The organism is Streptomyces sp. NPDC057271 (assembly GCF_042668715.1).
Classification (GTDB): domain Bacteria; phylum Actinomycetota; class Actinomycetes; order Streptomycetales; family Streptomycetaceae; genus Streptomyces.
In genome coordinates this window covers 37,671-61,322 of sequence record NZ_JBHUYJ010000029.1, presented here as the reverse complement: position 1 = coordinate 61,322, position 23,652 = coordinate 37,671, and the positions used below count along the sequence as shown (strand labels likewise).

At 70.6% G+C, this 23,652-nt stretch carries 22 protein-coding genes, 2 tRNA genes and 1 pseudogene; 16 read left to right on the top strand and 9 right to left on the bottom strand.

The genetic code is table 11. The features are described from left to right. Positions 1-128: 128 nt before the first annotated feature. The 4 genes from ACFUJR_RS16365 to ACFUJR_RS16350 all read left to right on the top strand — a co-directional run bounded on the left by ACFUJR_RS16365 (position 129) and on the right by ACFUJR_RS16350 (position 3,184). The gene (locus ACFUJR_RS16365) at positions 129-995 is read left to right on the top strand and encodes a pyridoxamine 5'-phosphate oxidase family protein (protein WP_383180158.1); all 867 of its coding nucleotides are present in this window, start codon (positions 129-131) and stop codon (positions 993-995) included. Beyond that, a complete protein-coding gene (locus ACFUJR_RS16360; protein WP_383180141.1) occupies positions 992-1,471 on the top strand; it encodes an HPP family protein in 480 nt (159 codons plus the stop codon). The genes ACFUJR_RS16365 and ACFUJR_RS16360 overlap by 4 nt, the downstream gene beginning before the upstream one ends. A gap of 9 nt (positions 1,472-1,480) precedes the next feature. After that, positions 1,481-1,948 (top strand): NUDIX hydrolase, encoded by a 468-nt coding sequence (locus ACFUJR_RS16355; RefSeq protein WP_383180144.1) that lies wholly within the window; start codon positions 1,481-1,483, stop codon positions 1,946-1,948. Between the two features lie 96 nt (positions 1,949-2,044). Continuing rightward, on the top strand, positions 2,045-3,184 hold the full coding sequence (locus tag ACFUJR_RS16350; RefSeq protein WP_383180147.1) for a serine hydrolase domain-containing protein: 1,140 nt from the start codon (positions 2,045-2,047) through the stop codon (positions 3,182-3,184). A 4-nt stretch (positions 3,185-3,188) separates the two neighbouring features. Here the strand turns inward: ACFUJR_RS16350 and ACFUJR_RS16345 are convergent, their stop codons facing one another. Next, a complete protein-coding gene (locus tag ACFUJR_RS16345) occupies positions 3,189-4,199 on the bottom strand; it encodes a hypothetical protein (protein ID WP_383180150.1) in 1,011 nt (336 codons plus the stop codon). 166 nt (positions 4,200-4,365) lie between these two features. Beyond that, complete coding sequence (gene pepN, locus ACFUJR_RS16340; protein ID WP_383180153.1) at positions 4,366-6,951, bottom strand: aminopeptidase N; 2,586 nt, start codon at positions 6,949-6,951, stop codon at positions 4,366-4,368. A gap of 133 nt (positions 6,952-7,084) precedes the next feature. Here pepN and ACFUJR_RS16335 point away from each other — a divergent pair, with 133 nt between their 5' ends. Continuing rightward, on the top strand, positions 7,085-7,720 hold the full coding sequence (locus tag ACFUJR_RS16335) for a DsbA family protein (RefSeq protein WP_383180155.1): 636 nt from the start codon (positions 7,085-7,087) through the stop codon (positions 7,718-7,720). A 109-nt stretch (positions 7,721-7,829) separates the two neighbouring features. On the opposite strand, the gene ACFUJR_RS16330 is transcribed toward ACFUJR_RS16335, so the two are convergent. From ACFUJR_RS16330 to ACFUJR_RS16320, 3 genes are all read right to left on the bottom strand, one after another. Beyond that, complete coding sequence (locus tag ACFUJR_RS16330) at positions 7,830-8,474, bottom strand: superoxide dismutase (protein ID WP_383450473.1); 645 nt, start codon at positions 8,472-8,474, stop codon at positions 7,830-7,832. 180 nt (positions 8,475-8,654) lie between these two features. Beyond that, positions 8,655-10,064, bottom strand: a complete 1,410-nt coding sequence (locus tag ACFUJR_RS16325) for an amino acid permease (protein ID WP_383178423.1) — start codon at positions 10,062-10,064, stop codon at positions 8,655-8,657. 196 nt (positions 10,065-10,260) lie between these two features. After that, positions 10,261-11,682, bottom strand: a complete 1,422-nt coding sequence (locus ACFUJR_RS16320; protein WP_383178420.1) for an amino acid permease — start codon at positions 11,680-11,682, stop codon at positions 10,261-10,263. A 255-nt stretch (positions 11,683-11,937) separates the two neighbouring features. On the opposite strand from ACFUJR_RS16320, the gene ACFUJR_RS16315 reads away from it, so the two are divergent. Then, on the top strand, positions 11,938-12,570 hold the full coding sequence (locus ACFUJR_RS16315; protein ID WP_383178417.1) for a biotin transporter BioY: 633 nt from the start codon (positions 11,938-11,940) through the stop codon (positions 12,568-12,570). A 147-nt stretch (positions 12,571-12,717) separates the two neighbouring features. Here the strand turns inward: ACFUJR_RS16315 and ACFUJR_RS16310 are convergent. Then, positions 12,718-13,061: pseudogene (locus tag ACFUJR_RS16310) on the bottom strand (amino acid transporter); the annotation flags it as partial. A 150-nt stretch (positions 13,062-13,211) separates the two neighbouring features. On the opposite strand from ACFUJR_RS16310, the gene ACFUJR_RS16305 reads away from it, so the two are divergent. Both ACFUJR_RS16305 and ACFUJR_RS16300 read left to right on the top strand, forming a co-directional pair. Next, positions 13,212-13,706 carry a ribose-5-phosphate isomerase gene (locus ACFUJR_RS16305; RefSeq protein ID WP_383178414.1) on the top strand — a complete coding sequence of 165 codons (495 nt, stop codon included), beginning with the start codon at positions 13,212-13,214 and terminating at the stop codon, positions 13,704-13,706. After that, entirely contained in the window at positions 13,706-14,515 is an 810-nt protein-coding gene (locus ACFUJR_RS16300) for an Fpg/Nei family DNA glycosylase (protein ID WP_383178411.1), read from the top strand. Before ACFUJR_RS16305 ends, ACFUJR_RS16300 begins: the two co-directional genes overlap by 1 nt. Positions 14,516-14,557: 42 nt before the next feature. Here ACFUJR_RS16300 and ACFUJR_RS16295 read toward each other — a convergent pair whose 3' ends face one another. Continuing rightward, a complete protein-coding gene (locus ACFUJR_RS16295; RefSeq protein WP_383178408.1) occupies positions 14,558-15,787 on the bottom strand; it encodes a GNAT family N-acetyltransferase in 1,230 nt (409 codons plus the stop codon). Between the two features lie 107 nt (positions 15,788-15,894). Here ACFUJR_RS16295 and ACFUJR_RS16290 point away from each other — a divergent pair, with 107 nt between their 5' ends. The 3 genes from ACFUJR_RS16290 (at position 15,895) to ACFUJR_RS16280 (ending at position 18,132) form a co-directional block, all read left to right on the top strand. After that, on the top strand, positions 15,895-17,040 hold the full coding sequence (locus tag ACFUJR_RS16290) for a PP2C family protein-serine/threonine phosphatase (protein WP_383178405.1): 1,146 nt from the start codon (positions 15,895-15,897) through the stop codon (positions 17,038-17,040). 273 nt (positions 17,041-17,313) lie between these two features. Beyond that, the gene (locus tag ACFUJR_RS16285; protein ID WP_383178402.1) at positions 17,314-17,763 is read left to right on the top strand and encodes an HD domain-containing protein; all 450 of its coding nucleotides are present in this window, start codon (positions 17,314-17,316) and stop codon (positions 17,761-17,763) included. 174 nt (positions 17,764-17,937) lie between these two features. Beyond that, complete coding sequence (locus tag ACFUJR_RS16280; RefSeq protein ID WP_030684996.1) at positions 17,938-18,132, top strand: hypothetical protein; 195 nt, start codon at positions 17,938-17,940, stop codon at positions 18,130-18,132. A gap of 51 nt (positions 18,133-18,183) precedes the next feature. Here ACFUJR_RS16280 and ACFUJR_RS16275 read toward each other — a convergent pair whose 3' ends face one another. Both ACFUJR_RS16275 and ACFUJR_RS16270 read right to left on the bottom strand, forming a co-directional pair. Beyond that, a complete protein-coding gene (locus tag ACFUJR_RS16275) occupies positions 18,184-18,537 on the bottom strand; it encodes an amphi-Trp domain-containing protein (protein ID WP_383178399.1) in 354 nt (117 codons plus the stop codon). A gap of 137 nt (positions 18,538-18,674) precedes the next feature. After that, a tRNA-Gly gene (locus ACFUJR_RS16270) sits at positions 18,675-18,745 on the bottom strand. Between the two features lie 132 nt (positions 18,746-18,877). On the opposite strand from ACFUJR_RS16270, the gene ACFUJR_RS16265 reads away from it, so the two are divergent. From ACFUJR_RS16265 to clpX, 5 genes are all read left to right on the top strand, one after another. Further along, positions 18,878-18,954: transfer RNA gene (locus ACFUJR_RS16265), tRNA-Pro, on the top strand. A 161-nt stretch (positions 18,955-19,115) separates the two neighbouring features. Then, positions 19,116-20,510, top strand: a complete 1,395-nt coding sequence (gene tig, locus ACFUJR_RS16260; protein ID WP_383178396.1) for a trigger factor — start codon at positions 19,116-19,118, stop codon at positions 20,508-20,510. Positions 20,511-20,824: 314 nt separating this feature from the next. Beyond that, positions 20,825-21,442: an ATP-dependent Clp protease proteolytic subunit gene (locus ACFUJR_RS16255; protein WP_383181482.1), complete on the top strand. Its 618-nt coding sequence runs from the start codon at positions 20,825-20,827 to the stop codon at positions 21,440-21,442. Positions 21,443-21,505: 63 nt separating this feature from the next. Next, on the top strand, positions 21,506-22,168 hold the full coding sequence (locus tag ACFUJR_RS16250; RefSeq protein WP_137994695.1) for an ATP-dependent Clp protease proteolytic subunit: 663 nt from the start codon (positions 21,506-21,508) through the stop codon (positions 22,166-22,168). A gap of 156 nt (positions 22,169-22,324) precedes the next feature. After that, complete coding sequence (clpX, locus tag ACFUJR_RS16245; protein ID WP_137989313.1) at positions 22,325-23,608, top strand: ATP-dependent Clp protease ATP-binding subunit ClpX; 1,284 nt, start codon at positions 22,325-22,327, stop codon at positions 23,606-23,608. The last annotated feature ends 44 nt before the right edge of the window (positions 23,609-23,652 follow it).

Below are 23,652 nucleotides of genomic sequence, written 5' to 3'. Positions count from 1 at the left end.
TGGGGGGTTTGGGGGACCTCGGGGGGGGGTTGGGGGGGGGGGGAGGGAACAGCAGGAGTGTGTTTCCTCGGTCGGGTCCCCCCCCCCTTTTCCCCCTCTCTCTCCCGCCACACGAAAGGCCCTTGACCATGGACCCGTACAACCCCGGCTCCCGAGCGGTCCAGGATCGCGTAGGCGTACGCGACGTCGCCGCCCACGTGGGCCGCTCCATCGGAACCGGCATCCGCCCCATCGCCGCCGCCTTCCTCGAACTCCAGCCCATGCTCGTGCTCGCCGCGGCGGACGGCGACGGGCAGCTCTGGAGCACCCTCCTCACCGGCGCACCCGGCTTCGCCCGGGCCACCGGCCCGCACACGATCTCGGTGGCCGCGCCGCCCCCGGCCCCCGGCCCCACCCCCGTCGGGACGATCGCCCTCGACCCCCGCACCCGTCGCCGTATGCGCCTCAACGGCGTCGCCCGCCCAAGCCCGCGCGGCTTCACCGTCGAGGCGGAACAGGTCTTCTCCAACTGCCCGAAGTACCTCCAGAAGCGCGAGCTGTACGCGCCCGACCACACCACCCCGCCCGGCGACCCGCTCCACGGCACCGCGCTCACCCCCGCCCAGGAGCGGTTCGTGCGCGCCGCCGACACCTTCTTCATCGCGACCACCGCCCCCGACGGCGTGGACGCGAGCCACCGCGGCGGCAACCCCGGCTTCGTCCAGGTCGACGCGCCCACCGAGCTGAGCTGGCGGGACTATCCCGGCAACGCCATGTTCCTGACCCTCGGCAACCTGGAGACCGACGACCGCGCCGGGCTGCTCTTCGTCGACTGGCGGACCGGCATGACGCTCCAGCTCTCCGGCACGGCACACACCGACTACGGCCCCGACGGCGTCCGCCTCACCCGGTTCCAGGTCCGGCGGACCGTCGAGATCCCGTCCGGGAGCCCGCTGCGCTGGTCGGAGCCGGAGTACTCGCCCGCCAACCCGCCCCTTCCACAGGACCCCGCATGACCACAGCCGCCCCCGCCCGGCCCCGTCCCCGGGTCGTCGCCCTGGCGACCACCGTCAGCGTCACCGCCCTGCTCGCCCTGGCCGCCCTCGGCACCGTCCTCCACCAGCCCCTGCTGATTCCGCCCCTCGCGGCCAGCATGGCGCTGGTGGCCGGCGCCCCCGACCTGCCGCTCGCCCAGCCCCGCTCGGTCGTCGGCGGCCAGCTCCTCTCCGCGCTCACCGGCTTCTCCGTCCTCCTCGTCACCGGTCCCACCCTCTGGGGCGCCGCCCTCTCCGGCGGTCTTGCGCTCGGCGTCATGATGGCCGCCCGCACCCCGCACTCGCCCGCCGCCGCCACGGCGGTGATCGTCACCCTCCAGAATCCGCCGTTCTGGACCTTCCTCGCCCTGCTCGCCCTCGCGAGCCTCCTGCTCGTCGCCGTCGGTCTCGCGGGCGCCCGGACAACCGGGCGGACATACCCCGTGTACTGGTTCTAACCTCGGCTCATGAAGCAGGAGTTGAGGGTGGCGGCCTACGCCGTGTGTGTCCGTGACGACGAGATACTCCTCGCCCGCTGGGTGGACAGCGCCGGGGAGAGGCGATGGACCCTGCCGGGCGGCGGGATGGACCACGGCGAGGAGCCGGTCGCCACCGTCGTCCGCGAGGTCGAGGAAGAGACGGGATACCTCACCGAGCCGGTCGCCCTCCTCGGCATCGACTCCATCCGGCGCGGCTGGATCCGCCGGTTCGCCGGCCCCGGCGACTTCCACGGCCTGCGGATCATCTACGAGAGCCGGATCACGGGAGGCTCCCTGCGTAACGAGACCGGCGGCTCCACCGACCTCGCCTCCTGGCACCCGCTCGCCTCCGTCCAGGACCTCACCCGTGTCGAACTCGTCGACATCGGACTGCAGTTGTGGTGTGAACGCCCGCCCGTCGGCCGCTCCAGCCTCGCCGATCCCGCGAACGGCTGAATTCCGCTCAACCACCGAGACCCGCTCAACCGCCCCGCCCGCCGCCGGGGTCCCCTCCCGTGACCGCAGGACGCACACGATCACAGGGGACCCCGCATGACATCCGTACGCGCCGCCCGCACCGCACTCGCCGCCACCGCCGTGGCCGCCCTCACCGCCGGAGCGCTCGCCGCGCCCGCCGTCGCGGCCACCGCACCGAAGAAGCCGGACCACACCGCCACCCAGCGGGCCCTCGACGCGGCGGTCGAGGAGGGTGTGCCGGGCGCCGTCGCCCAGGCCCGGACCGGTCGCGGCTCCTGGACCGGGACCGCCGGCGAACGTGGGGGCGAGGACCGCTACCGGGTCGGCTCCATCACCAAGACCTTCGTGGCGACCGTCCTCCTCCAGCTCCAGGCCGAGGACCGGCTCGACCTCGACGACCCCGTCGAGAAGTGGCTGCCGGGCGTGGTCCGCGGGAACGGCCACGACGGCCGCACGGTCACCGTCCGCCAGCTCCTCAACCACACCAGCGGCATCTACGACGTCACCTCCGACGCCGGTTTCCAGCAGAAGGTCTTCGGTCCGGACTTCCTGGAGAACCGCTACGACACCTGGACCCCGGAACAGCTCGTCGCGGTCGCGATGACCCACGCACCGGACTTCGCGCCCGGCACCGACTGGAGCTACTCCAACACCAACTACGTCCTCGCCGGCATGGTGATCGAGAAGGCGGCCGGCCGCCCGTACGGCAAGGAGGTCGAGCGGCGGATCATCAAGCCGCTGAAGCTGCGCGCCACCAGCGTGCCCGGCACCACCTCGACGATGCCGGAGCCGAGTTCACGGGCGTACTCGAAGCTCTCCCGGGACCCGAACGCGACGACGGTCCACGACGTCACCGAGCTGAACCCGTCCCTCGCCCACGCGGCGGGCGAGATGATCTCCGACTCCAACGATCTGCAGACCTTCTACCGGGCCCTGCTCAAGGGGAAGTTGCTGCCGAGGGCCGAGATGCGCGAGATGACGCGCGCGGTGCCGGTCGGCGCCGAGGCGCCGGAGCTCTCCTACGGCCTCGGGCTGATGCGGGCGAAGCTGAGCTGCGGCAAGGAGGTGTGGGGCCACGGCGGCGGCATCCACGGCTCCTCCTCGCAGGCCGTCGCCACCCGCGACGGCGGTCACTCGCTCGCCATGAACTTCAACGCCGACTGGGCGGGGGACAGCCAGAGCGTCGTCGAGGCCGAGTTCTGCGGCCGGGGCTGACACCTCACCGGGGCAGGACGACGACGTACGCGGCGGGCTTCCGGTCCGTCGCGGCCATCAGGGCCGTACGGACCACGGTGGCCTGCTGGTCCATCGCCTCGCGCAGCTTGCGCGGGGTGATGTGGACGACCGTGATGCCGAGCCGCTCCAGGTGCTCGCGCTTACGGGTGTACTCCGACCACAGCGCGTCGTCGTCCTGCCGGGGCGCCCGGGTGTCCAGCTCCACCGCCACCGCCTGGTCCGGCCAGTAGGCGTCCAGACCGCCGAGGTGCGGACCGCCCGGCAGCCGCAGATCCACGTTCCACAGGGGGTCGGGCAGGGCGAACTCCCGCACCATCTCGTAGAGCCGCTCCTCCGCGATGCTCCGGCCCTCCGCGAGCAGCGAGTCGACCGCGTCCACCACGTGCGGCCGGTTCAGCAGCCGAGCTCGGTTCAACTCCCTTACCACCGCACCGGGTTCGCAGTGGCCACCGCGCACGGCCTCGGTGAGCAGCCGGCGCACCACGCTCGCGTCGTTCAGGCCGGACACCGCGTCGGCAAGGGCGCGGGCGACCGGCGCGACGGGCACCCCGGCGATGTCCAGCGGCTCGTGCGAATCCTGGGCGCCCACCACCCGCACCCAGCCGGTGGAGCGCAGCCTGCGCGTGCGGGGGACCAGCACGTCGATCCGGTCCACTCCGGTCAGGGGGGGAGCGGAGGAGAAGCGGTGCAGGGCGAGCGCGGCGAGACCGGTGATCATCGCCTCGGGGCCCTGGCCGGCCGGTACGGCGCCGGGGCGGGCGGCGTGGAGCAGCGCGGCCCGCAGACGGTCCTCGCTGGTGGGCTGCCCGGGGCTGAGCAGGAAGACGCCGGGCAGGATCTGCTGCCACTCGCCGCCCGGCCGGCAGTGCGCGGCGATGTCGGCACCGGACAGCCCCCGCTCCCGCAACTGGGTGGTGGACGCGACGCGTTGGCGCTCGTCGGTCAGGGCGGGGAGGGGGAGGGGCCGGGGGGTGATGGGGGTGTTGTGGTTCATGCTGGGGGTCTTCCGCTCCCCGGCCCCCCGCTAACCGCTGTTACACGCACGTCGCCAAACCGGGACATCCTCGTCCTAAAGTACGCGCGTTCGACTGCCGACTATGCACGACCGCGGGGCGCAGGACGGGCAGCCGTTCCGCATGGGAACGACTGCCCACAGGGTGTTACGCGGTCCCGTCGCACGCCTGCGCGCGCAGTGCGCGCGCCAGGTCGTCGCGGCCCTCCAGGACCAGGCGGCGCAGTGCCGGCGCGGCCGCCTCGTGGGCGGCGAGCCACGTGTCCGTGGAGGCCAGGGCCTCCTCGCCGTGGAGCGCCGGGAACAGCCCCCGAACCACGTCCATGCCGATCTGGATCGAACGCTCCGCCCACACCCGCTCGATCACCGCGAAGTACTTCTGCGCGTACGGCGCGATCAGCTCACGCTGCGAAGGCTGGACGAAGCCCGCGATGGTCGCCTCCACCAGCGCGTTCGACAGCGCGTCCGACTCGACGACCTGCGCCCAGGCCTGGGCCTTGACCGCCGCCGACGGCCTGGCGGCCAGACAGCGGACCTGGTGGCGCTTGCCGGTCGCCGTGTCGTCGAGGGTCAGCTCCTCGGCGATCCGGGCCTCGTCCGCCCGGCCGTGCGCGGCGAGCGGCTCCAGGAACGACCAGCGCAGCTCCTGGTCGACGTCCAGACCGTCGATCTTGGCCGTGCCGTCGAGCAGGCCTTCAAGGAGCTGGAAGTCCGCGTCCGAGGCTGCGGACGCCGCGAAGAACCGCGCCCAGGTCAGCTGGTGCTCACTGCCCGGAGCGGCAAGCCGCAGCTCCCGCAGCCCGCCCTCGGCGAGCAGCCGGCCGCCCTCGGCGCGCCACTTCGGCGCCGCGAAGTTCGTGACCGCCGAGCGCGCCCAGGCGTGCACCATCTGGAGGACGCCGATGTCCGTCTCACGGCCCGTGAAGTCGAGGGCGACCGCCACGAAGTCCCGGGCCGGCATCAGGCCGTCCCGCGTCAGGTTCCACAGCGCCGACCAGGACAGCGCCCGTGCCAGAGGGTCCGTGATGTCGCCCAGGTGCGCCCGCAGTGTCGCGAGCGAGCCGTCGTCGAAGCGGACCTTGCAGTAGGTGAGGTCGTCGTCGTTGACGAGGACCAGGTCCGGCCGCTCCGCCCCCGCGAGCCCGGCCACGACCGTCCGCTCGCCGACGACGTCGGCCTCGGCCCGCGCGTACCGCGCGAGTTCGCCCTCCGCCGAGAGCCGGTAGAGGCCGACGGCCACCCGGTGCGGGCGGAGCTCGTCGCCGGCCTGGACCACGGCAAGCTCCGTGATCCGGCCCTCCGCGTCGTACGTCACCTCCGGCGTCAGCGTGTTGACGCCCGAGGTCTGGAGCCAGGAGCGCGACCACGCCTTCATGTCACGCCCGGAGGTCTCCTCCAGTACGGACAGCAGATCGGTCAGGCGCGTGTTCCCGTACGCGTGGCGCTTGAAGTAGCGCCGCGCGCCCTCCAGGAAAGCGTCCCGGCCCGCGTAGGCCACGAGCTGCTTCAGCACGGAGGCGCCCTTGGCGTACGTGATGCCGTCGAAGTTCAGCTTGGCGTCCTCCAGGTCACGGATGTCGGCCGTGATCGGGTGGGTGGATGGCAGCTGGTCGGCGCGGTACGCCCAGGACTTGCGGTTGTTGGCGAACGTCACCCAGCTGTTGGTGAAGCGGGTCGCCTCGGCCAGCGAGAAGGAACCCATGAAGTCGGCGAAGGACTCCTTCAGCCACAGGTCGTCCCACCACACCATGGTGACGAGATCGCCGAACCACATGTGCGCCATCTCGTGCAGGATGACGTTCGCACGGCGCTCGTACGCGGCCTGGGTGACCTTGCCCCGGTAGATGTACTCCTCGCGGAAGGTCACCATGCCCGGGTTCTCCATCGCGCCGAGGTTGTACTCGGGGACGAAGGCCTGGTCATACTTCCCGAAGGGGTACGGGTAGTCGAAGTTGTCGTGGAAGAAGTCGAACCCCTGCTTGGTGATCAGGAAGACGTCGTCCGCGTCGAAGTGCCTGGCGAGCCCCTTGCGGCACATCGCGCCGAGCGGGATCTCCAGCTCGGTCCCGTCGGCCAGCGCGCGCCGGTAGGTGTCCGTCACGTAGTGGTACGGGCCGGCGACGACGCAGGTGATGTACGTCGAGATCGGCGCCGTCTCCGCGAAGCGCCACACGCCCTGCGCGTCCTGCTCCCCGGCGCCGTTGCTCCACACCGTCCAGCCCTCGGGCGCGGTCACCGAGAAGAGGTGCGGGGCCTTCAGGTCGGGCTGCTCGAAGGTGGCGTACACCCGGCGGGCGTCGGCCGGCTCGTACTGCGTGTAGAGGTAGACCTCGCCGTCCTCCGGGTCGACGAAGCGGTGCATGCCCTCGCCCGTCCGGCTGTAGGCGCACTGGGCGTCCACCACCAGGACGTTCTCGTCCGCCAGGCCGTCCAGGGCGATGCGGGCACCGTCGAAGACGGCGGCCGGGTCGAGCGCGCGGCCGTTCAGCTCCACCGAGGTGACGGCGGGCGCGATCAGATCGACGAAGGTGGCCGTGCCCGTACCCCTACGACGGAACCGGATGGTCGTCACCGAGCGGAAGGTGCGGACCTTCCCCCCGCCTTCGGCGGGGGCGCCCCCATCGCCGGCCTCCCCGACCGCCGAGCGCAGGTCCAGCGCGACCTCGTACCCGTCGACGGACAACAGCGCGGCCCGCTCGCGGGCCTCGTCGCGGGACAGATTCTCTCCGGGCACGGTCACTCCTTCGTGGCTCGTTCGAAACAGCACCGATCCTCCCATGTGGAGCTGACACGCGACATGTGGGAATGCCCTGACCGGCCGGGGCGTTCCTTTTCCGGCGCATAGACAGACGTCCCTGAGGAGTGACATGTCCGAGAGCAGGACCACCGCCGACTTCTGGTTCGACCCGCTGTGCCCCTGGGCCTGGATGACCTCCCGCTGGATGCTGGAGGTGGAGAAGGTCCGCCCGGTCGACGTCCGGTGGAAGGTGATGAGCCTGGCGGTCCTCAACGAGGACAAGCTGGACGAGCTTCCGGCCGAGTACCGCGACATGCTGGAGACCAAGGCCTGGGGCCCGGTCCGCGTGGTGACAGCGGCCCGGCAGCAGCACGGCGACGAGGTCGTCGGCAGGCTCTACACCGCGCTCGGCACCCGCTTCCACAACAACGGCGAGGGCCCGACGCGCGAGGCGATCACGGCGGCCCTCGCGGACGTCGGTCTGCCGGCCGACCTCGCGGACTACGCCGACAAGGACACGTACGACGCCGAGCTGCGCGCCTCCCACAAGGAGGGCATCGACAAGGTCGGCCAGGACGTCGGCACGCCGGTCATATCCGTCCCCGGCGCGGACGGCGACGAGGTCGCCTTCTTCGGCCCGGTCGTCACCCCGACCCCGCGTGGTGAGGCGGCGGCCCGGCTCTGGGACGGCACGCTGCTCGTGGCGGCGACGCCCGGCTTCTACGAGATCAAGCGCACGCGGACGGCGGCGCCGAGCTTCGAGTAGGACGGCCGTCCGTACGGGCGGGCCCCCGCGGTTCACGTCACCGCGGGGGCCCGCCCTTCTTCCGCCTGCCCGGTGAAGGTTGAGAAGACGATCACGAGCAGGACGTTCCTCAGATGCCGATGAGCGGGGTGCGCCCCTTGGCGTCCGTGTAGCGCTTCTGCACGTCCTGCCAGTTGACGACCTGCCACATGGCCTCGATGAAGTCCACCTTCTGGTTCTTGTACTGCAGGTAGAAGGCGTGCTCCCAGGCGTCGAAGACGAGGACCGGGATCGAGCCCTGGCCGACGTTGCCCTGGTGGTCGTAGACCTGCTCGACGATCAGCCGGCCGCTGATCGGCTCGTACGCGAGGACACCCCAGCCGGAGCCCTGGGTGGTCGCGGAGGCCTTGGTCAGCTGGGACTTGAACCTGGCGAAGGAACCGAAGGACTCGGTGATCGCGTCGGCGAGGTCGCCCACGCCGTCGGCCGCGAGCGGCTCGCCACCGCCGCCGTTCTTCGGGCTGTCCATGTTGTTCCAGTAGATGGAGTGCAGGATGTGGCCGGAGAGGTGGAACGCGAGGTTCTTCTCCAGGCCGTTGATCGAGCCCCACTGCTCGTTGTCGCGCGCCTCTTCCAGCTGCTCAAGGGTGTCGTTGGCGCCCTTGACGTACGCGGCGTGGTGCTTGTCGTGGTGCAGCTCGATGATCTGGGGGTTGATCACCGGCTCCAGAGCCGCGTAGTCGTACGGCAGTTCCGGAAGGGTGTAGATCGCCATGTGCCGAGCCTCTCGCTGCTTCTGAGTTATTGCAACCTCTATGCAAGTGCAGGCTAACAGCAGGAGTGTCGAAAGTTGATCAGTCCTTCGGCCGGGGACCCGTGGCGCGAAGAGCCCGGGAACGCGGAACGCCCGGACCGCGGGAGCGGTCCGGGCGTTCCGGCGAGACGGGAAGCGGTGTCAGGCCTCAGGCGTCGGGCGGGCCGCCCCCGCCTTCTGGCGGACGAGGCCGATGACGGCCAGCACCACGGTCATGGCGCCCGTCGCGTACAGCTGCACGCGGGTGCCCTCCTCGCGGGCCATCAGGAAGAAGATCACGGCCATGCCGGCCAGTGCCACCCACGTGAGGTACGGGAAGGCCCACATGCGCACGACCAGCTTCTCGGGCGCCTCGCGCTCCAGGCGGCGGCGCAGCACCAGCTGCGAGGCCGCGATGAAGATCCAGACGACCAGGATCACGCCGCCGATCATGTTCAGCAGCCAGGGGAAGATCGTCTCGGGGGACCAGTAGTTGAGGCCCACGCAGACGAAGCCGAAGAAGCAGGACGCGAGTACGGCGAAGCGCGGCACACCGCCGGAGACCGTGCCCAGCGCCTTCGGGCCGAGCCCCCGCTTGACCAGGGAGAAGGCGATGCGGGAGGCGCCGTAGATGTTGGCGTTCATCGCGGACAGCAGGGCGATGAGCACCACGACGTTCATGATCTGGCCGGCGCCCGGGATGCCCAGCTGGTCGAGGGCGGCGACGTACGGGCCCTTCTCGGCGACCGCCTTGTCGTTCCACGGGACCAGCGTGACGATGACCGCCATCGAGCCGATGTAGAAGAGCGAGATGCGCCACATCGCGGTGCGCACGGCCTTGGCGACACCCCGGACGGGGTCCTCGGACTCGGCGGCGGCGATGGTGACCGTCTCCATGCCGCCGTACGAGAACACCGAGGCGAGCAGGCCGATGACCAGGCCCTCGCTTCCGTTCGGCAGGAGTCCGCCCTCACCGAAGAGGTTGGCCGTGCCGGGGGAGTCCGTGCCGGGCAGGACGCCCAGGATCGCGAGCACGCCGAGGCCGAGGAAGAGGGCGATCGCGCCGACCTTGAGGGCGGCGAACCAGAACTCGAACTCGCCGAAGTTCTTCACCGCTGCCAGGTTGGCGCCGCAGAAGAGCAGCATGAAGAGCGCGACCCAGGCCCACTCGGGCGTACCGGGCAGCCAGCCGGTGACGATCTTCGCCGCGCCGATGCCCTCCAGGCCCACGGCGACGCTGAGCAGCACCCAGAACGACCAGCCGGCGGTGAATCCGGCCCAGGAGCCGAAGGCCCGCTCCGCGTGGGAGGAGAAGGAGCCGGAGGACGGGTACGCGGCCGACATCTCGCCCAGCATGCGCATCACCAGCATGACGAGCAGGCCGGACAGTGTGTACGCGAGGACGATGGACGGGCCGGCGGCGGCGATGCCGGCGCCGGAGCCGACGAAGAGGCCGGCGCCGATGACGCCGCCGAGGGCGATCATCGAGAGGTGGCGCTGCTTGAGCCCGTGCGAGAGCGTCGCCGAGTCGTCCTTGCGGTCGACAGGCGCGGGCGCGGTGGTCCGGGACATGAACCAGCCCTGTTCGGGGAGGAGGCGGGGGACGCGCCACAGTCTGTGGGTGCGTCCGCTGACAGGTGACGCATGTCCGCTATACGGTCACGAGCTTCACTCAACGTGAAGATCTCGTGTCTTCTCGTGCCCGCCGGTGGATTCGCCGCCCGTGCGCGCCCCTCGGATGCGTCGGCGCCGCCGCTGCCCGCGCCCCTCAGCGCCGCCGGTTCCGCAGCTCCCGCAGACCCGCCACCAGCAGTACGGCACCGGTGGCCGCGCCCGACCACAGCACCTGCGGCCGCGCCCCGTCGTCGGTCAGCATCAGCCCCAGGACCGCCGCCATCGCGGCCAGAGCCGTCCAGGTCAGCCAGGGGAACCCCCACATCCTCAGCGTCAGCAGCTGAGGCGTCTCGCGCTCGATCCGGCGGCGCAGCCGCAACTGCGAGACCGCGATCAGCCCCCAGACGAAGAGGAGCACCGCGCCGACCGCGTTGAGCATGTAGAGGAAGACGGAATCCGGCCACTTCAGATTGAGCAGGACCGAGACGAAGCCGAACGCCACCGAGGCGAGCACCGCCCGGCGCGGCACCCTCCCCCGGACTTCGTCCGGGGGGACCCCCACCCCCGACACCTTCAGCAGCCACTTGGGTGCCTCGCCCCGCTCGGCGAGCGAGAAGACCATCCGAGAGGCGCCGTACAGGTTCGCGTTGAGCGCCGAGAGCAGCGCCACGAAGACCACGATGCTCATGATCTGGCCGGCGGACGGCACTCCGATCGCATCGAGCACCGCGACGTACGGCGACTGGCCCGGCCGCATCGAGGTCCAGGGCAGCAGGGTCACGATGACCAGCATCGAGCCGACGTAGAAGAAGAGGATCCGCCACACGGCGCTGCGCACCGCCCGCGCCACGTTGTGCGCCGGGTCCTCCGACTCGGCGGCCGCGATCGTGACGACCTCCAGGCCGCCGAAGGCGAAGACCACGGCGAGGACACCGGAGACCACCCCACCCCAGCCGTTCGGCAGGAAACCGCCGTCGCCGGTCAGATGGGCCGTCCCCACCGGCTCCGTGTCGGGCAGCCACCCGACGATCGCCAGCGTCCCGAGGGCCAGGAAGAGGACGATCGCGCCGACCTTGAGCGCCGCGAACCAGAACTCGAACTCGCCGAAGTTCTTCACCGCCGCGAGGTTGGCCACGGTGAAGACGATCATGAAGATCAGCACCCAGCCCCACTGCGGGACGCCCGGCACCCAGCCGTGGGCGATCTGCGCCGCGCCCGTCGCCTCCACGGCGAGGACGACGACCAGCAGGAACCAGTACAGCCACCCCACCGAGAAGCCCGCCCAGCGGCCCAGCGCCCGCTCGGCGTGCACCGAGAAGGCGCCCGAGGCCGGCATCGCCGCCGACATCTCGCCGAGCATCCGCATGACGAGCATCGCGAGCGTGCCCGCGATCAGATACGAGAGGACGATGCCGGGCCCCGCGACCGCGATGCCCGCCCCGGAGCCGACGAAGAGCCCGGCCCCGATCACCCCGCCCAGCCCCAGCATCGTCAGATGACGCTGCTTCAGTCCGTGGGAGAGCGGCTCCGGTCCGGTGGCCGGGGGAGCCGGGACGGCAGTCGGTGCGTCGTGCATGAGAGGGCTCGTGCCTTCGGAAGCGTTTATGGAGAACCCACAGTCTCCCTGCTGACCGCCTTCTGGCGCAAAATGCACCTCTTTCCAGCTCCGCGCCGTGACAAGCGTCACGTGGCGCGAGGCATGGACCCCGATCTTTGTCCGATTCCCATGAAACGCTCAACCTCTGCTTTGTGGGCGGCTGATGGTGATCGGGCGTTCACTCCTCGACTACGGTCGATCCGTCCCCGTACCCCTTCACCCCGCGGAGTACCGATGAGCACCGCCGTCGCCCCTGCCCGTTCCCTCCGCTCCCGGACGGTTCTGGCCGACCTGCTGCCGTCCCCCAAGCTCTCGGCTTCGCTCGAGCAGGGAGGCGCCCCCACCCGCGCCCGTGAGATCGCGCTCGTCGTCGGCGGCGCCGCCCTCACCGGCATCGCCGCGCAGATCGCCGTCCCGGTCCCCGGCTCACCCGTCCCGGTCTCCGGCCAGACCTTCGCGGCCCTCCTCGTCGGCACGGCGCTCGGCGCCCGCCGCGGCTTCCTCTCCCTGGCCCTGTACGCGGTCGCCGGCATGGCGGGCGTGCCGTGGTTCGCGCAGGCCACCTCCGGCTACGGGATGCCCTCCTTCGGCTACATCCTCGGCATGCTGCTCGCCGCGACCGTCGTCGGCGCCCTCGCCCGCCGCGGCGCCGACCGCTCGGTGCTCCGCACCGCCGGCGCGATGGTGCTCGGCTCCGCCGTCATCTACGCGGTCGGCGTGCCGTACCTGGCCCTCGCCACCGGGATGACGTTCTCGCAGGCGGTTGCCGTCGGCCTGACCCCGTTCCTGATCGGCGACGCTCTCAAGGCCGCCCTCGCGATGGGTCTGCTGCCGACCGTGTGGAAGGCCGTCGGCCGCAAGGGCTGACGCGGCTCGGCGCCGTTCCGCGCGGTCGAGCGCCGCGTGAGACGGGTCAGCACCGCCTGAAGAGGTTCGCCGGGTCGAGGTTCGACATCAGCCGGGCGAGCCTCTTCCGCGTCTCCGCGTGGTCCAGCCCGTTCACGGAGAACGAAGCCGGTCCGTACTCCTGGCGAAGGCCTTCGGGGCGTCGCCGCGCCGGCCGAGGGAGCAGGCCATCCGGGAGGCGGTGTACAGGCCCGAGTTTCACGCTGTCGGTGGCCTGGGCGACCGCGCGGCGCGGGTCGGACGAGAGGGTGACGATCTCGCGCCCCATGAAGGAGAGGACGACCGTCAGGATGCCGTGAGGATCGCGCCATAGCCGTTGGGCGGAAAGCCGCCGTGCTCGGTGAGGTTGCCCAGCCCGGCGGACGAGGCGTCCGCGCCGGGCAGCACACCGAAGATCGCGAGCCCGCCGACAACGATGAACGCGCCACGGTGACGACCTTGATGCCCGCGAACCGGAGCCCCTGCATTCGGCACCGGGGTGCGGGATGGCCGGAAATGCCGATTCCGGTTCGTCGCGTAAGGGGCGAAGGCCCACACCGACGCGGTCGCAGGCCCCGACCCCGCTGCCCGCCACCCGGGGCGGGCCGTGCCACACTCGGACCATGCGCGTGTACCTCGGTTCCGACCATGCCGGCTTCGAACTCAAGAACCACCTCGTCGAGTGGCTGAAGGCCCACGGCCACGAGCCCGTCGACTGCGGTCCCCACATCTACGACGCCCTGGACGACTACCCGCCGTTCTGCCTGCGTGCCGCCGAGAAGACGGCCGCGGACCCGGACAGCCTGGGCATCGTCATCGGCGGCTCGGGCAACGGCGAGCAGATCGCCGCGAACAAGGTGAAGGGGGTGCGCGCCGCCCTCGCCTGGAGCGAGCAGACCGCCGCCCTCGGCCGCGAGCACAACAACGCCAACGTCGTGTCCATCGGCGGCCGGATGCACACCCAGGAAGAGGCGACGAAGTTCGTCGAGATCTTCCTCTCCACCCCGTACTCCGGTGATGAGCGTCACACCCGCCGGATCGACATGCTCTCCGCCTACGAGACGACCGGCGAGCTCCCTCCGATCCCGGCCCACCACCCGCAGGAGCCCACCGCCTGATGCCCGAGGGGCACACGATCCACCGACTGGCCGCCGACTACCGGGAACGGTTCGGCGGCCGGTCCGTGCGGGTGACCAGCCCGCAGGGCAAGTTCGCCGACTCCGCCGCCCTGCTCGACGGCGCGGTCCTGGACTCCACCGAGGCACACGGCAAGCACCTCTTCCTTGGCTTCCCCGGCGAGGAGTGGGTCCACATCCACCTGGGCCTCTTCGGCAAGGTGAACTTCGGCGACGCCCCCGCGCCGCCGCCCACGGAGACCGTGCGGCTGCGCCTCGCCGACCCCGAGGCCTACGTCGACCTGCGCGGCCCCACCACGTGCGCGCTGATCACCGACGCCGAGAAGCGGGCGATACACGACCGCCTGGGCCCCGACCCGCTCCGCGAGGACGACGACCCGGCCAAGGCCTGGAACCGGATCTCGAAGTCCCGCACGACGATCGCCGCGCTTCTGATGGACCAGAAGGTCATCGCGGGCGTCGGCAACGTGTACCGCGCCGAGGTGCTCTTCCGGCACGGCATCGACCCGTACCGCGCGGGCAGGGACGTCACCCGCCGCGAGTGGGACGCGATCTGGACGGACCTCGTCGCCCTGATGCGCGAAGGCGTCCGCCTGAACCGCATCGACACCGTCCGCCCCGAGCACACCCCGGAGGCGATGGGCCGCCCGCCGCGCGTGGACGACCACGGCGGCGAGGTCTACGTCTACCGCCGGGCCCTCCAGCCCTGCCACGTCTGCGCCGCGGACATCCGCACGGCAGACCTCGCGGCCCGCAACCTCTTCTGGTGCCCGGGCTGCCAACAGCGCTGACGCGCCGCGGCGGTCAGGGGCCCGCGCGCCAGGGGTGCCCGGCTAGAACCCGTGCGGCAGCCACGGCGCCACGGGCGAGCCGAACGCCACCGACGCACGCACCAACGCGCCCCCGTGAAGCTCCCGTACGCGCCCGGCCGCGGCAAGCGAGGCCAGCGAGGTCCCGCCCAGATACGCCGCCCCCAACTCCCGTACGGACAAGGCGATGTCGGCCGCGTCATCGGTACGCGTGCAGGTCGCGCCCGCCGCGTCCCCCCGCAGCCGCCACCTGCCCTCGTTCCACGGGCAGAACGCGTCCGCGACCTCGAACACCACGTCCACCGGCGTCTGGTACGTCCGCGCCTCCAGCGCCGCTCCCACGTCCACCAGACGCAGATGCAGCGAGTCCCGCTGCGTCGGCGAACACCGCCGCAGGTCCGACACCAGGTGCTGCCAGCCGTCGTCCACGGGCCGGCTGTGGAGCCGTACCGACGACGTCAGATCGATCGACCAGAGGAAGCGCCACAGCGCCGCCTCCGCCGCCGGATCCAGCGCCTCCAGATCCTTCACCTGTACGCTGCCCTCCGCTCCGGCGTACGACCACTCCGGCTTGATCGCGTACAGCGCGTACCCCACGACCTCCCCGTCCCGCTCCGCGAGCACGCACTGGCGCGGCGAGGCACCGCCCCGCTCGCTCTCCGGGTCGAGCAACGGCACCTGCTCCCACCCGGGCTGCCGTGCGGTCATCCCGGGCCGCGCCGTGACCCTGCGCGCGTACACCGCCTCGCACGCCCCCGACGCCTTCGCCGGGTCGGCCTGACGCAGCACCACGTCGTCCGTGCCCTCGGGCACCGTCAGCGACACCCGGTTCGTGTCGATCGTCGCCCGCGTCGCATACGTGGCGATGCCGTAGCCGAACCGGCCGTAGATCGCCGGCTCCGAGGCCGTCAACACCGCCAGCGGCTCACCCCACGCCCGTACGTCGTCGAGCTGGCGCCGCATCATCGAGGTGAGGATCCCGCGCCGCCGGTGCGTCGCCGCCACACCCACCATCGTGACGCCCGCAGCCGGCACGAGCGCCCCGCCCGGGACCGAGAGCCGGAACGAGAACGCGCCCGCCGTACCCACGCAGCGCTCGCCGTCCCAGACCCCGATCGAGCGGTCGTACTCGGTCAGCTCCTGCCAGAGCCGACGCTCCTCGGGAGCCTCCGCCACACCGCCGAACGCGAGCTCCAGCATCCCGTACCACTCATCCCACTCGGCCGGGTCCAGTACGCGCATCTCAGTCGTCATATGCCATCGATACCAGCGCGCACCAGCCCGAGGCGACCCGATTTCGCGCGCAATGTCTCAGGGGTCCCCCTGCACGAGGTCCGACCGGGTGGATAGGGTCCAGGCCAATGGGAAGTCGCGTGGGTGTCGCCTCGTACTCGGCCCGGTTGCGCAGGAGCGCACACCGGGTCCGCATCTCCCTGCGTAAATCCGGTGTCGACTACTTCCGGGGCGAGGGCTCCGACTGGGTCGCCTTCGCCGGTCTGCTGCTGACGATCCCGGCCATCACCGTCGGCACCCTCGCCAACCCGGTGTGGTGCGCGCCCGCCGCGCTCGTCCTGCCGATCGTCGCCGGCGGACTGCTGCTGCGTCCCGCGAGCCTGCTCGGGCTGTACGCGGCCGCCGCGGGCGCCCTGATCGTCGAGTCCGTCGTCCTCGGCCCGTACACCCAGGGCCCCTCCCGGGTCACCCCCGGAACGGTCCTGGTCGTCGCCGCCTGCGGGCTCTTCGGGCTGCTCATCGCCCAGTTCAGGGCCCGCGTCGGCGTGCCCTGGCGGCGCGGCGGCACCATGCTCTTCGACCTGCGCGAACGGATCCGGGCGCAGAGCGCGCTGCCCCGGCTCCCCAAGGGCTGGCACCGCGAGATGGCACTCCGCCCGGCCGGCGGCCAGTCCTTCTCGGGCGACTTCGTCGTCGCGGCCCGCACCCACGGCGGCCGGACCCTGGAAGTCCTCCTGACGGACGTCTCCGGCAAGGGCATGGACGCCGGCTCGCGCGCCCTGCTGCTCTCCGGCGCCTTCGGCGGACTGCTCGGCTCGCTGCCGCCGCACGGCTTCCTGCCGGCCGCCAACGGCTATCTGCTGCGCCAGGACTGGGACGAGGGCTTCGCCACCTCCATCCACCTCGTCCTCGACCTGGAGTCGGGCGACTACGAACTCCTCTCCGCCGGCCATCTGCCCGCGCTGCAGCTCCACGCCGGCAGCGGCCGCTGGGAGGAGAAGTCGGGCGACGGCCCGCTGCTCGGCGTCTACGACGGCGCCGAGTTCCACCCCGTCAAGGGCTCGCTCCAGCCCGGCGACGTCCTGATGCTCTTCACCGACGGACTCGTCGAGGCCGCCGACCGGGACATCGCCGAGGGCATCGACCGCCTCACCGGCGAGGCCGACCGCTATGTCGCCTCGGGCTTCGAGGGCGCGGCCTGGCACCTCATCGAGGCCTGCGCCAAGGACGTCAACGACGACCGCGCGCTGCTCCTCATCAGCCGCCAGACCTGAGATCCCCGGAACGAGGGCGGGGCCCCTGGCCGCCCTCGCCCCGATGACGAACGGCCCGACCGGCGAGGACCCCTGCGTCCCGCCGCTTCGTCACGGCACCTCCGCGTGCGCCGTCGCGCCCTCGGCCCGACAGCCACGAACCTGCCCGCCCCGCCCCTCGCCCCGCGCCGCCCCGCCTCGCGCCCCGCCCCGCCTCGCGCCCCGCGCCGCCTCGCGCCTCGCGCCGCCTCGCGCCTCGCGCCGCCTCGCGCCTCGCGCCGTAGAGTCGGCGCCATGCCTCATCCCACCCTCGCCCAGGTCGAGTCCCTCGCCGTCGCGGCCCACGACGGCCAGACCGACAAGGCGGGCCGGCCGTACGCCGAGCATCTGCGAGCGGTGGCCGAGGGGGTACGGGCCCGGGGCGGCAGCGAGGAACAGATCGCGGCGGCCTGGCTGCACGACGCCGTCGAGGACGACGCGCTCTCTCGCGAGTGGCTGGAATCGGCCGAACTCCCTCGCGCAGTCAAGGACATGGTCCTCGCCCTCACCAAGCGTCCGGGCGAGGACCTGGAGTCCTACACCGGTCGGATCCTCCTGGTCCCCGGCGCCCTGCTCGTCAAGGAGGCCGACCTCGCGCACAACGCCGACCCGGCCCGCCTCGCCGCTCTCGACGAGCCGACCCGGACCAGGCTGACCGCGAAGTACGCCACCGTCCGCGGGCTGCTCGGCCTCTCCGCCCGCTGAGCCCACCCACGACGATCAGGACGAAACCACGGCGGTTGGCTCGATTCCTACGCCGACGATTCGTCACCTGGCGTCGGTGGGCAAGAAGTTGGTGGCACGATGGATGCAGCGGGGGTGTTCTGTGACGTGCGCTCCCGGGCGGCAAGGTGGGACCGACCGAGGGTGTGATCAGTTGTGGCCATTTCGCTATCTGTGGTGCTGCTGTTGGCGATCATCCTGGTGGTGCTGATCCGCGGCGGAAACCTGAAGGGCGGCCCGGCCGTCGTCGCGGTGCTCTTCGGCTTCTTCCTCGCCTCCACGGGCATGGCCGACGACATCCAGCGCTTCCTCGACTCGATAACGCAGACCGTGGGCTCGATCAAGTTCTGAGCCGACGTCCGGCGCCCGCCGTCCGGGCGGCGACAGCGGACCCCGCGCGGCTCAGGCCGTCTTCGCGGCGGTCCGCTTCGTCCGTGTGCGCTTGGCGGGCGCGGCCTTCCGGCTCCGGACGGGCTTCTCCGCCGCCGAGGGTGCCTCCGAGGACGCCGGCGCCGAGGCCCTCCGGTGCCGTCCCGTCGGCCAGGTGAACTCGATCTCCAGCTCGATCTCCCCGTCGCTCACCTCGAACTCCACCTCGCTGCGGACGTCGTCGGGGATCCGCAGACTCAGCGTGCCGGAGCCGAACTGCAGCTCCGCCTCCCCGCCCTTCCGCAGCGCGTCCGCGAGCGCGGTCAGCTGATCCGCCGCCTCGATCCGGGACAGCGAGCGCTTCTGCTCGAACTTCAGATCCTTCACGGCCGCCTCCGGTACGACGGAAACAGAGGGCACACAGGGACACGGCCCATTCTGCGGCCGCACGGCGGATCCGGCATCGGGAACGCATCAGGGCCAGGACGGAGGATAATCCTCTGACCTGGCCCTGAGCCATGAAGAGCGGGCGACGGGAATCGAACCCGCGTAGCTAGTTTGGAAGACTAGGGCTCTACCATTGAGCTACGCCCGCAAAGGTCGCGCCGCAGGTCACGAGGGCCGCGGCACGGACAGCATCGTAGCGGGTCCCGGGCGGTCCCCGCACACCCCTTGTAAGAGGGGACGTCGCACTGTCTCCGTACATGTACCCTACGTGTCGCACCGACGGGGTGTGGCGCAGCTTGGTAGCGCGTCCGCTTTGGGAGCGGAAGGCCGTGGGTTCAAATCCCGCCACCCCGACCATCAAGATCACGGATCACAAGATCGCGTTGTGGGCCTCATCCCGCTTGCGGTTACTATGCAAGCTGCGTGCCCGTGTGTCTCTCTGACCGGGCCGATCGGCCGGAACCGCCACCAAGCGGCACCGGCAGAATCCAAGAATCAGCCACCAAGGAGACCGAACCGTGAAGAGCGCCGTGGAGACCCTGAACCCGACCCGGGTTCGGCTCACTGTCGAGGTGCCCTTCGAGGAGCTCAAGGACAGCCTCGACGCGGCGTACAAGAAGATCAACCAGCAGGTCACGGTCAAGGGCTTCCGCAAGGGCAAGATCCCGGCTCGTGTGATCGACCAGCGGTTCGGTCGTGGTGCGGTGCTGGAAGAGGCCGTCAACGACGCGCTCCCGAAGTTCTACACCGAGGCCGTCAACGAGGCCGAGGTCAACCCGCTGGGTCAGCCCGAGGTCGACATCACGGAGCTGAAGGACGGCGAGCTGCTGGCCTTCACCGCCGAGGTCGACATCCGCCCGACGGTCGAGATCCCGGACTACTCCGGCATCGAGGTCACCGTCGACGCGGTCGAGGTCACCGACGAGGACGTCGAGAAGTCCGTGCAGCAGCTGCGCGAGCGCTTCGCCTCCACCAACCCGGTCGAGCGCGCCGCCGTCGATGGTGACGTCGTCACCATCGACCTCGAGGCCAAGGTCGACGGCGAGGTGCTGCCCGACGGTGTCGCCCAGGGCGTCTCGTACACCATCGGTTCCGGCGAGCTCCTCGACGGCATCGACGAGGCCGTCACCGGCCTCGAGGCCGGCGGCGAGGCCACCTTCACCTCGCAGCTGAAGGGCGGCTCCGCCGAGGGCAAGGACGCCGAGGTCACCGTCAAGGTCACCGCCGTCGCCGCCCGCGAGCTCCCCGAGCTGGACGACGAGTTCGCGCAGATGGCGTCGGAGTTCGACACCCTCGAAGAGCTCAAGGCCGACAGCCGCAAGCGCCTCGAGAACATGAAGCAGTTCGACCAGGCCACCCAGGCCCAGGAGCGCGTCCTCGACGAGCTCCTCAAGCTGGTCGAGGTCCCGATGCCCGAGAAGCTTCTCGAGGACGAGATCAACACCCGCAAGCACAACCTGGAGCACCACCAGCTCGGCCAGATGGGCCTGACCCTCGACAAGTACCTGGAGATCCAGGGCAAGACCGAGGACGAGTTCCTGGCGGAGACCAAGGAGCAGGCCGAGAAGGGCATCAAGACGCAGTTCATCCTCGATGAGCTCGTCAACAAGGAGAAGCTGAACGTCAGCCAGGAGGAGCTCACCGAGCACCTCATGCGCCGCGCGGCCTCCTCCGGCATGTCCCCCGACCAGTTCGCCCAGGCCGTCGTCGAGGGTGGCCAGGTGCCGATGCTCGTCGGCGAGGTCGCCCGCGGCAAGGCTCTGGCGGTCGTCGTCGAGTCCGCCAAGGTCGTCGACACCAACGGTGAGACCGTCGACCTCGAGGACGACGAGGACGAGACCGAGGCCGCCGCGGAGGCGGTCGAGGCCGTCACCGGCGAGGCCGAGGTCGCCGAGGAGAAGAACGAGGCCTGAGCCTCGCGCTGAACCGCAGGTCCACGGGCCCGGACGCACTGCTGTGCGCCGGGCCCGTGCCCGTAGCCGGGGCCTGCGCCGATGCCCGGCTCCAGTCGGGCTCCAGTCGGGATTTGGTCGGAATTCAGGCCCCGTACGCACGCCCCGTACGGGCCCCCGTGCGCCCCTGACAACCTTGCGCTCCCAGCGAACAGTTCGGGAACCGGGATGGTGTTGTCCTACCTGCGCGTTAGGGTCCATGAATACGAGGGCACTGCCCTCAGAACGAGACGCTGAGACGGCCTGGGGGCCGTCGGAGACGAGCAGGTGGATACGTGACGAATCTGAAGCCTTACGCCGCGGGTGAGCCGTCCATCGGTGGTGGCCTCGGCGACCATGTCTACAACCGGCTGCTCGGCGAGCGCATCATCTTCCTCGGCCAGCAGGTCGACGACGAGATCGCCAACAAGATCACCGCGCAGATGCTCCTCCTGGCCGCCGACCCGGAGAAGGACATCTACCTCTACATCAACAGCCCCGGTGGCTCGGTGACGGCCGGCATGGCCATCTACGACACCATGCAGTACATCCCCAACGACGTCGTCACCATCGGTATGGGCATGGCGGCCTCCATGGGCCAGTTCCTGCTCACCGGCGGCGCCGCCGGCAAGCGCTTCGCGCTGCCGAACACCGACGTCCTGATGCACCAGGGCTCCGCCGGCATCGGCGGCACCGCCTCGGACATCAAGATCCAGGCCGAGTACCTCCTCCGTACGAAGAAGCGCATGGCCGAGATCACCGCGCTCCACTCCGGTCAGACCGTCGAGACGATCATCCGCGACGGTGACCGCGACCGCTGGTTCACGGCGGAGGAGGCCAAGAACTACGGCCTCATCGACGACATCATCACCCACGCCGCGGGCGTTCCCGGCGGCGGCGGCACGGGCGCCTGAGCCCGGCAGCCCGCTGAAGAGCCCCAGCCCCCGCCGAACGCCACCAGGACGGTGAACATCCAGATGCAGAACAACCTCTCCCCGAGCGGCCTCTACACCGGCGCGCCGATGGACAACCGGTACGTGGTCCCCCGCTTCGTCGAGCGCACCTCGCAGGGCATCCGCGAGTACGACCCGTACGCGAAGCTCTTCGAGGAGCGCGTGATCTTCCTCGGCGTGCAGATCGACGACGCCTCCGCCAACGACGTCATGGCGCAGCTCCTGTGCCTGGAGTCGATGGACCCGGACCGCGACATCTCCATCTACATCAACAGCCCGGGCGGCTCCTTCACCGCCCTCACGGCCATCTACGACACGATGCAGTTCGTGAAGCCGGACATCCAGACGGTCTGCATGGGCCAGGCGGCCTCCGCCGCGGCCGTGCTGCTCGCCGCCGGTACGCCCGGCAAGCGGATGGCCCTGCCGAACGCCCGTGTGCTGATCCACCAGCCCTCGGGCGGCACCGGCCGTGAGCAGCTCTCCGACCTGGAGATCGCGGCCAACGAGATCCTGCGCATGCGCACACAGCTGGAGGAGATGCTGGCCAAGCACTCCTCCACGCCGATCGAGAAGATCCGCGACGACATCGAGCGCGACAAGATCCTCACGGCCGAGGACGCCCTGGCGTACGGCCTGGTCGACCAGATCGTCTCGACCCGCAAGAGCACGGCCGCCGCGGCAGCCTGACGCTCGACCTTCCCCTGGCACGGTCCACGTGGCCGAATCACGACCATGTGAACCGTGCCAAGGGGGGCCCGAACGGGGGGCCCGGCAAGGTACCGTCGAATATGAGGCACCAGGAGTCGCTGAACCAAGCGCTCCCAGGCGAAGGGGAAGCACCTCGTGGCACGCATCGGTGATGGCGGCGACCTGCTCAAGTGCTCGTTCTGCGGAAAGAGCCAGAAGCAGGTGAAGAAGCTCATCGCGGGACCCGGTGTGTACATCTGCGATGAGTGCATCGACCTCTGCAACGAGATCATCGAGGAGGAACTCGCCGAGACGAGCGAGGTGCGGTGGGAGGAGCTCCCCAAGCCCCGCGAGATCTACGAGTTCCTCGAGGGGTACGTCGTCGGGCAGGAGCCCGCGAAGAAGGCCCTCTCGGTCGCGGTGTACAACCACTACAAGCGCGTCCAGGCCGGCGAGAACGGTGGCGGGGCGGGCCGTGACGACGCCATCGAGCTGGCGAAGTCCAACATTCTGCTGCTGGGCCCGACGGGCTCCGGCAAGACGCTGCTGGCCCAGACGCTGGCACGCATGCTCAACGTCCCGTTCGCCATCGCCGACGCGACGGCGCTGACGGAGGCCGGCTATGTGGGCGAGGACGTCGAGAACATCCTGCTCAAGCTGATCCAGGCGGCCGACTACGACGTCAAGAAGGCCGAGACCGGGATCATCTACATCGACGAGATCGACAAGGTCGCCCGTAAGAGCGAAAACCCGTCGATCACGCGTGACGTCTCGGGCGAGGGCGTGCAGCAGGCCCTGCTCAAGATCCTGGAGGGCACGACGGCCTCCGTCCCGCCGCAGGGCGGCCGGAAGCACCCGCACCAGGAGTTCATCCAGATCGACACGACGAACGTGCTCTTCATCGTGGGCGGCGCCTTCGCCGGCCTGGAGAAGATCATCGAGTCGCGTGCGGGCGCCAAGGGCATCGGCTTCGGGGCGACGATCCGCTCGAAGCGCGAGATCGAGGCGAGCGACCAGTTCCAGGAGGTCATGCCGGAGGACCTGGTGAAGTTCGGGATGATCCCGGAGTTCATCGGCCGCCTCCCCGTGATCACCTCGGTCCACAACCTCGACCGCGAGGCCCTGCTCAAGATCCTCGTCGAGCCGCGCAACGCGCTGGTGAAGCAGTACCAGCGCCTCTTCGAACTCGACGGCGTGGAGCTGGACTTCGACCGCCCGGCCCTGGAGGCCATCGCCGACCAGGCGATCCTGCGCGGCACGGGAGCGCGGGGCCTCCGAGCGATCATGGAAGAGGTCCTGATGTCGGTGATGTACGAGGTCCCGTCCCGCAAGGACGTGGCCCGCGTGGTTATCACGGCGGACGTCGTCCACAACAACGTGAACCCGACGCTGGTACCTCGCATCGTGAAGAACGACGGGCGACACGAGAAGTCGGCGTAGTCCGAGAACACGCAGGGGCGCCCGGCCGGTTGACGACAACCGGC

Excerpts from the sequence above, each read along its gene's own strand:
- ACFUJR_RS16285 (WP_383178402.1), top strand. The coding sequence starts at position 17,314 with ATGCCTCATCCCACCCTCGCCCAGGTCGAGTCCCTCGCCGTCGCGGCC.
- ACFUJR_RS16320 (WP_383178420.1), bottom strand. The coding sequence starts at position 11,682 with ATGCACGACGCACCGACTGCCGTCCCGGCTCCCCCGGCCACCGGACCG.
- ACFUJR_RS16345 (WP_383180150.1), bottom strand. The coding sequence starts at position 4,199 with ATGAACCACAACACCCCCATCACCCCCCGGCCCCTCCCCCTCCCCGCC.
- ACFUJR_RS16305 (WP_383178414.1), top strand. The coding sequence starts at position 13,212 with ATGCGCGTGTACCTCGGTTCCGACCATGCCGGCTTCGAACTCAAGAAC.
- ACFUJR_RS16295 (WP_383178408.1), bottom strand. The coding sequence starts at position 15,787 with ATGACGACTGAGATGCGCGTACTGGACCCGGCCGAGTGGGATGAGTGG.
- ACFUJR_RS16365 (WP_383180158.1), top strand. The coding sequence starts at position 129 with ATGGACCCGTACAACCCCGGCTCCCGAGCGGTCCAGGATCGCGTAGGC.
- ACFUJR_RS16250 (WP_137994695.1), top strand. The coding sequence starts at position 21,506 with ATGCAGAACAACCTCTCCCCGAGCGGCCTCTACACCGGCGCGCCGATG.
- ACFUJR_RS16330 (WP_383450473.1), bottom strand. The coding sequence starts at position 8,474 with ATGGCGATCTACACCCTTCCGGAACTGCCGTACGACTACGCGGCTCTG.
- ACFUJR_RS16290 (WP_383178405.1), top strand. The coding sequence starts at position 15,895 with ATGGGAAGTCGCGTGGGTGTCGCCTCGTACTCGGCCCGGTTGCGCAGG.
- ACFUJR_RS16300 (WP_383178411.1), top strand. The coding sequence starts at position 13,706 with ATGCCCGAGGGGCACACGATCCACCGACTGGCCGCCGACTACCGGGAA.
- ACFUJR_RS16350 (WP_383180147.1), top strand. The coding sequence starts at position 2,045 with ATGACATCCGTACGCGCCGCCCGCACCGCACTCGCCGCCACCGCCGTG.
- ACFUJR_RS16335 (WP_383180155.1), top strand. The coding sequence starts at position 7,085 with ATGTCCGAGAGCAGGACCACCGCCGACTTCTGGTTCGACCCGCTGTGC.
- ACFUJR_RS16360 (WP_383180141.1), top strand. The coding sequence starts at position 992 with ATGACCACAGCCGCCCCCGCCCGGCCCCGTCCCCGGGTCGTCGCCCTG.
- ACFUJR_RS16315 (WP_383178417.1), top strand. The coding sequence starts at position 11,938 with ATGAGCACCGCCGTCGCCCCTGCCCGTTCCCTCCGCTCCCGGACGGTT.
- ACFUJR_RS16355 (WP_383180144.1), top strand. The coding sequence starts at position 1,481 with ATGAAGCAGGAGTTGAGGGTGGCGGCCTACGCCGTGTGTGTCCGTGAC.
- ACFUJR_RS16325 (WP_383178423.1), bottom strand. The coding sequence starts at position 10,064 with ATGTCCCGGACCACCGCGCCCGCGCCTGTCGACCGCAAGGACGACTCG.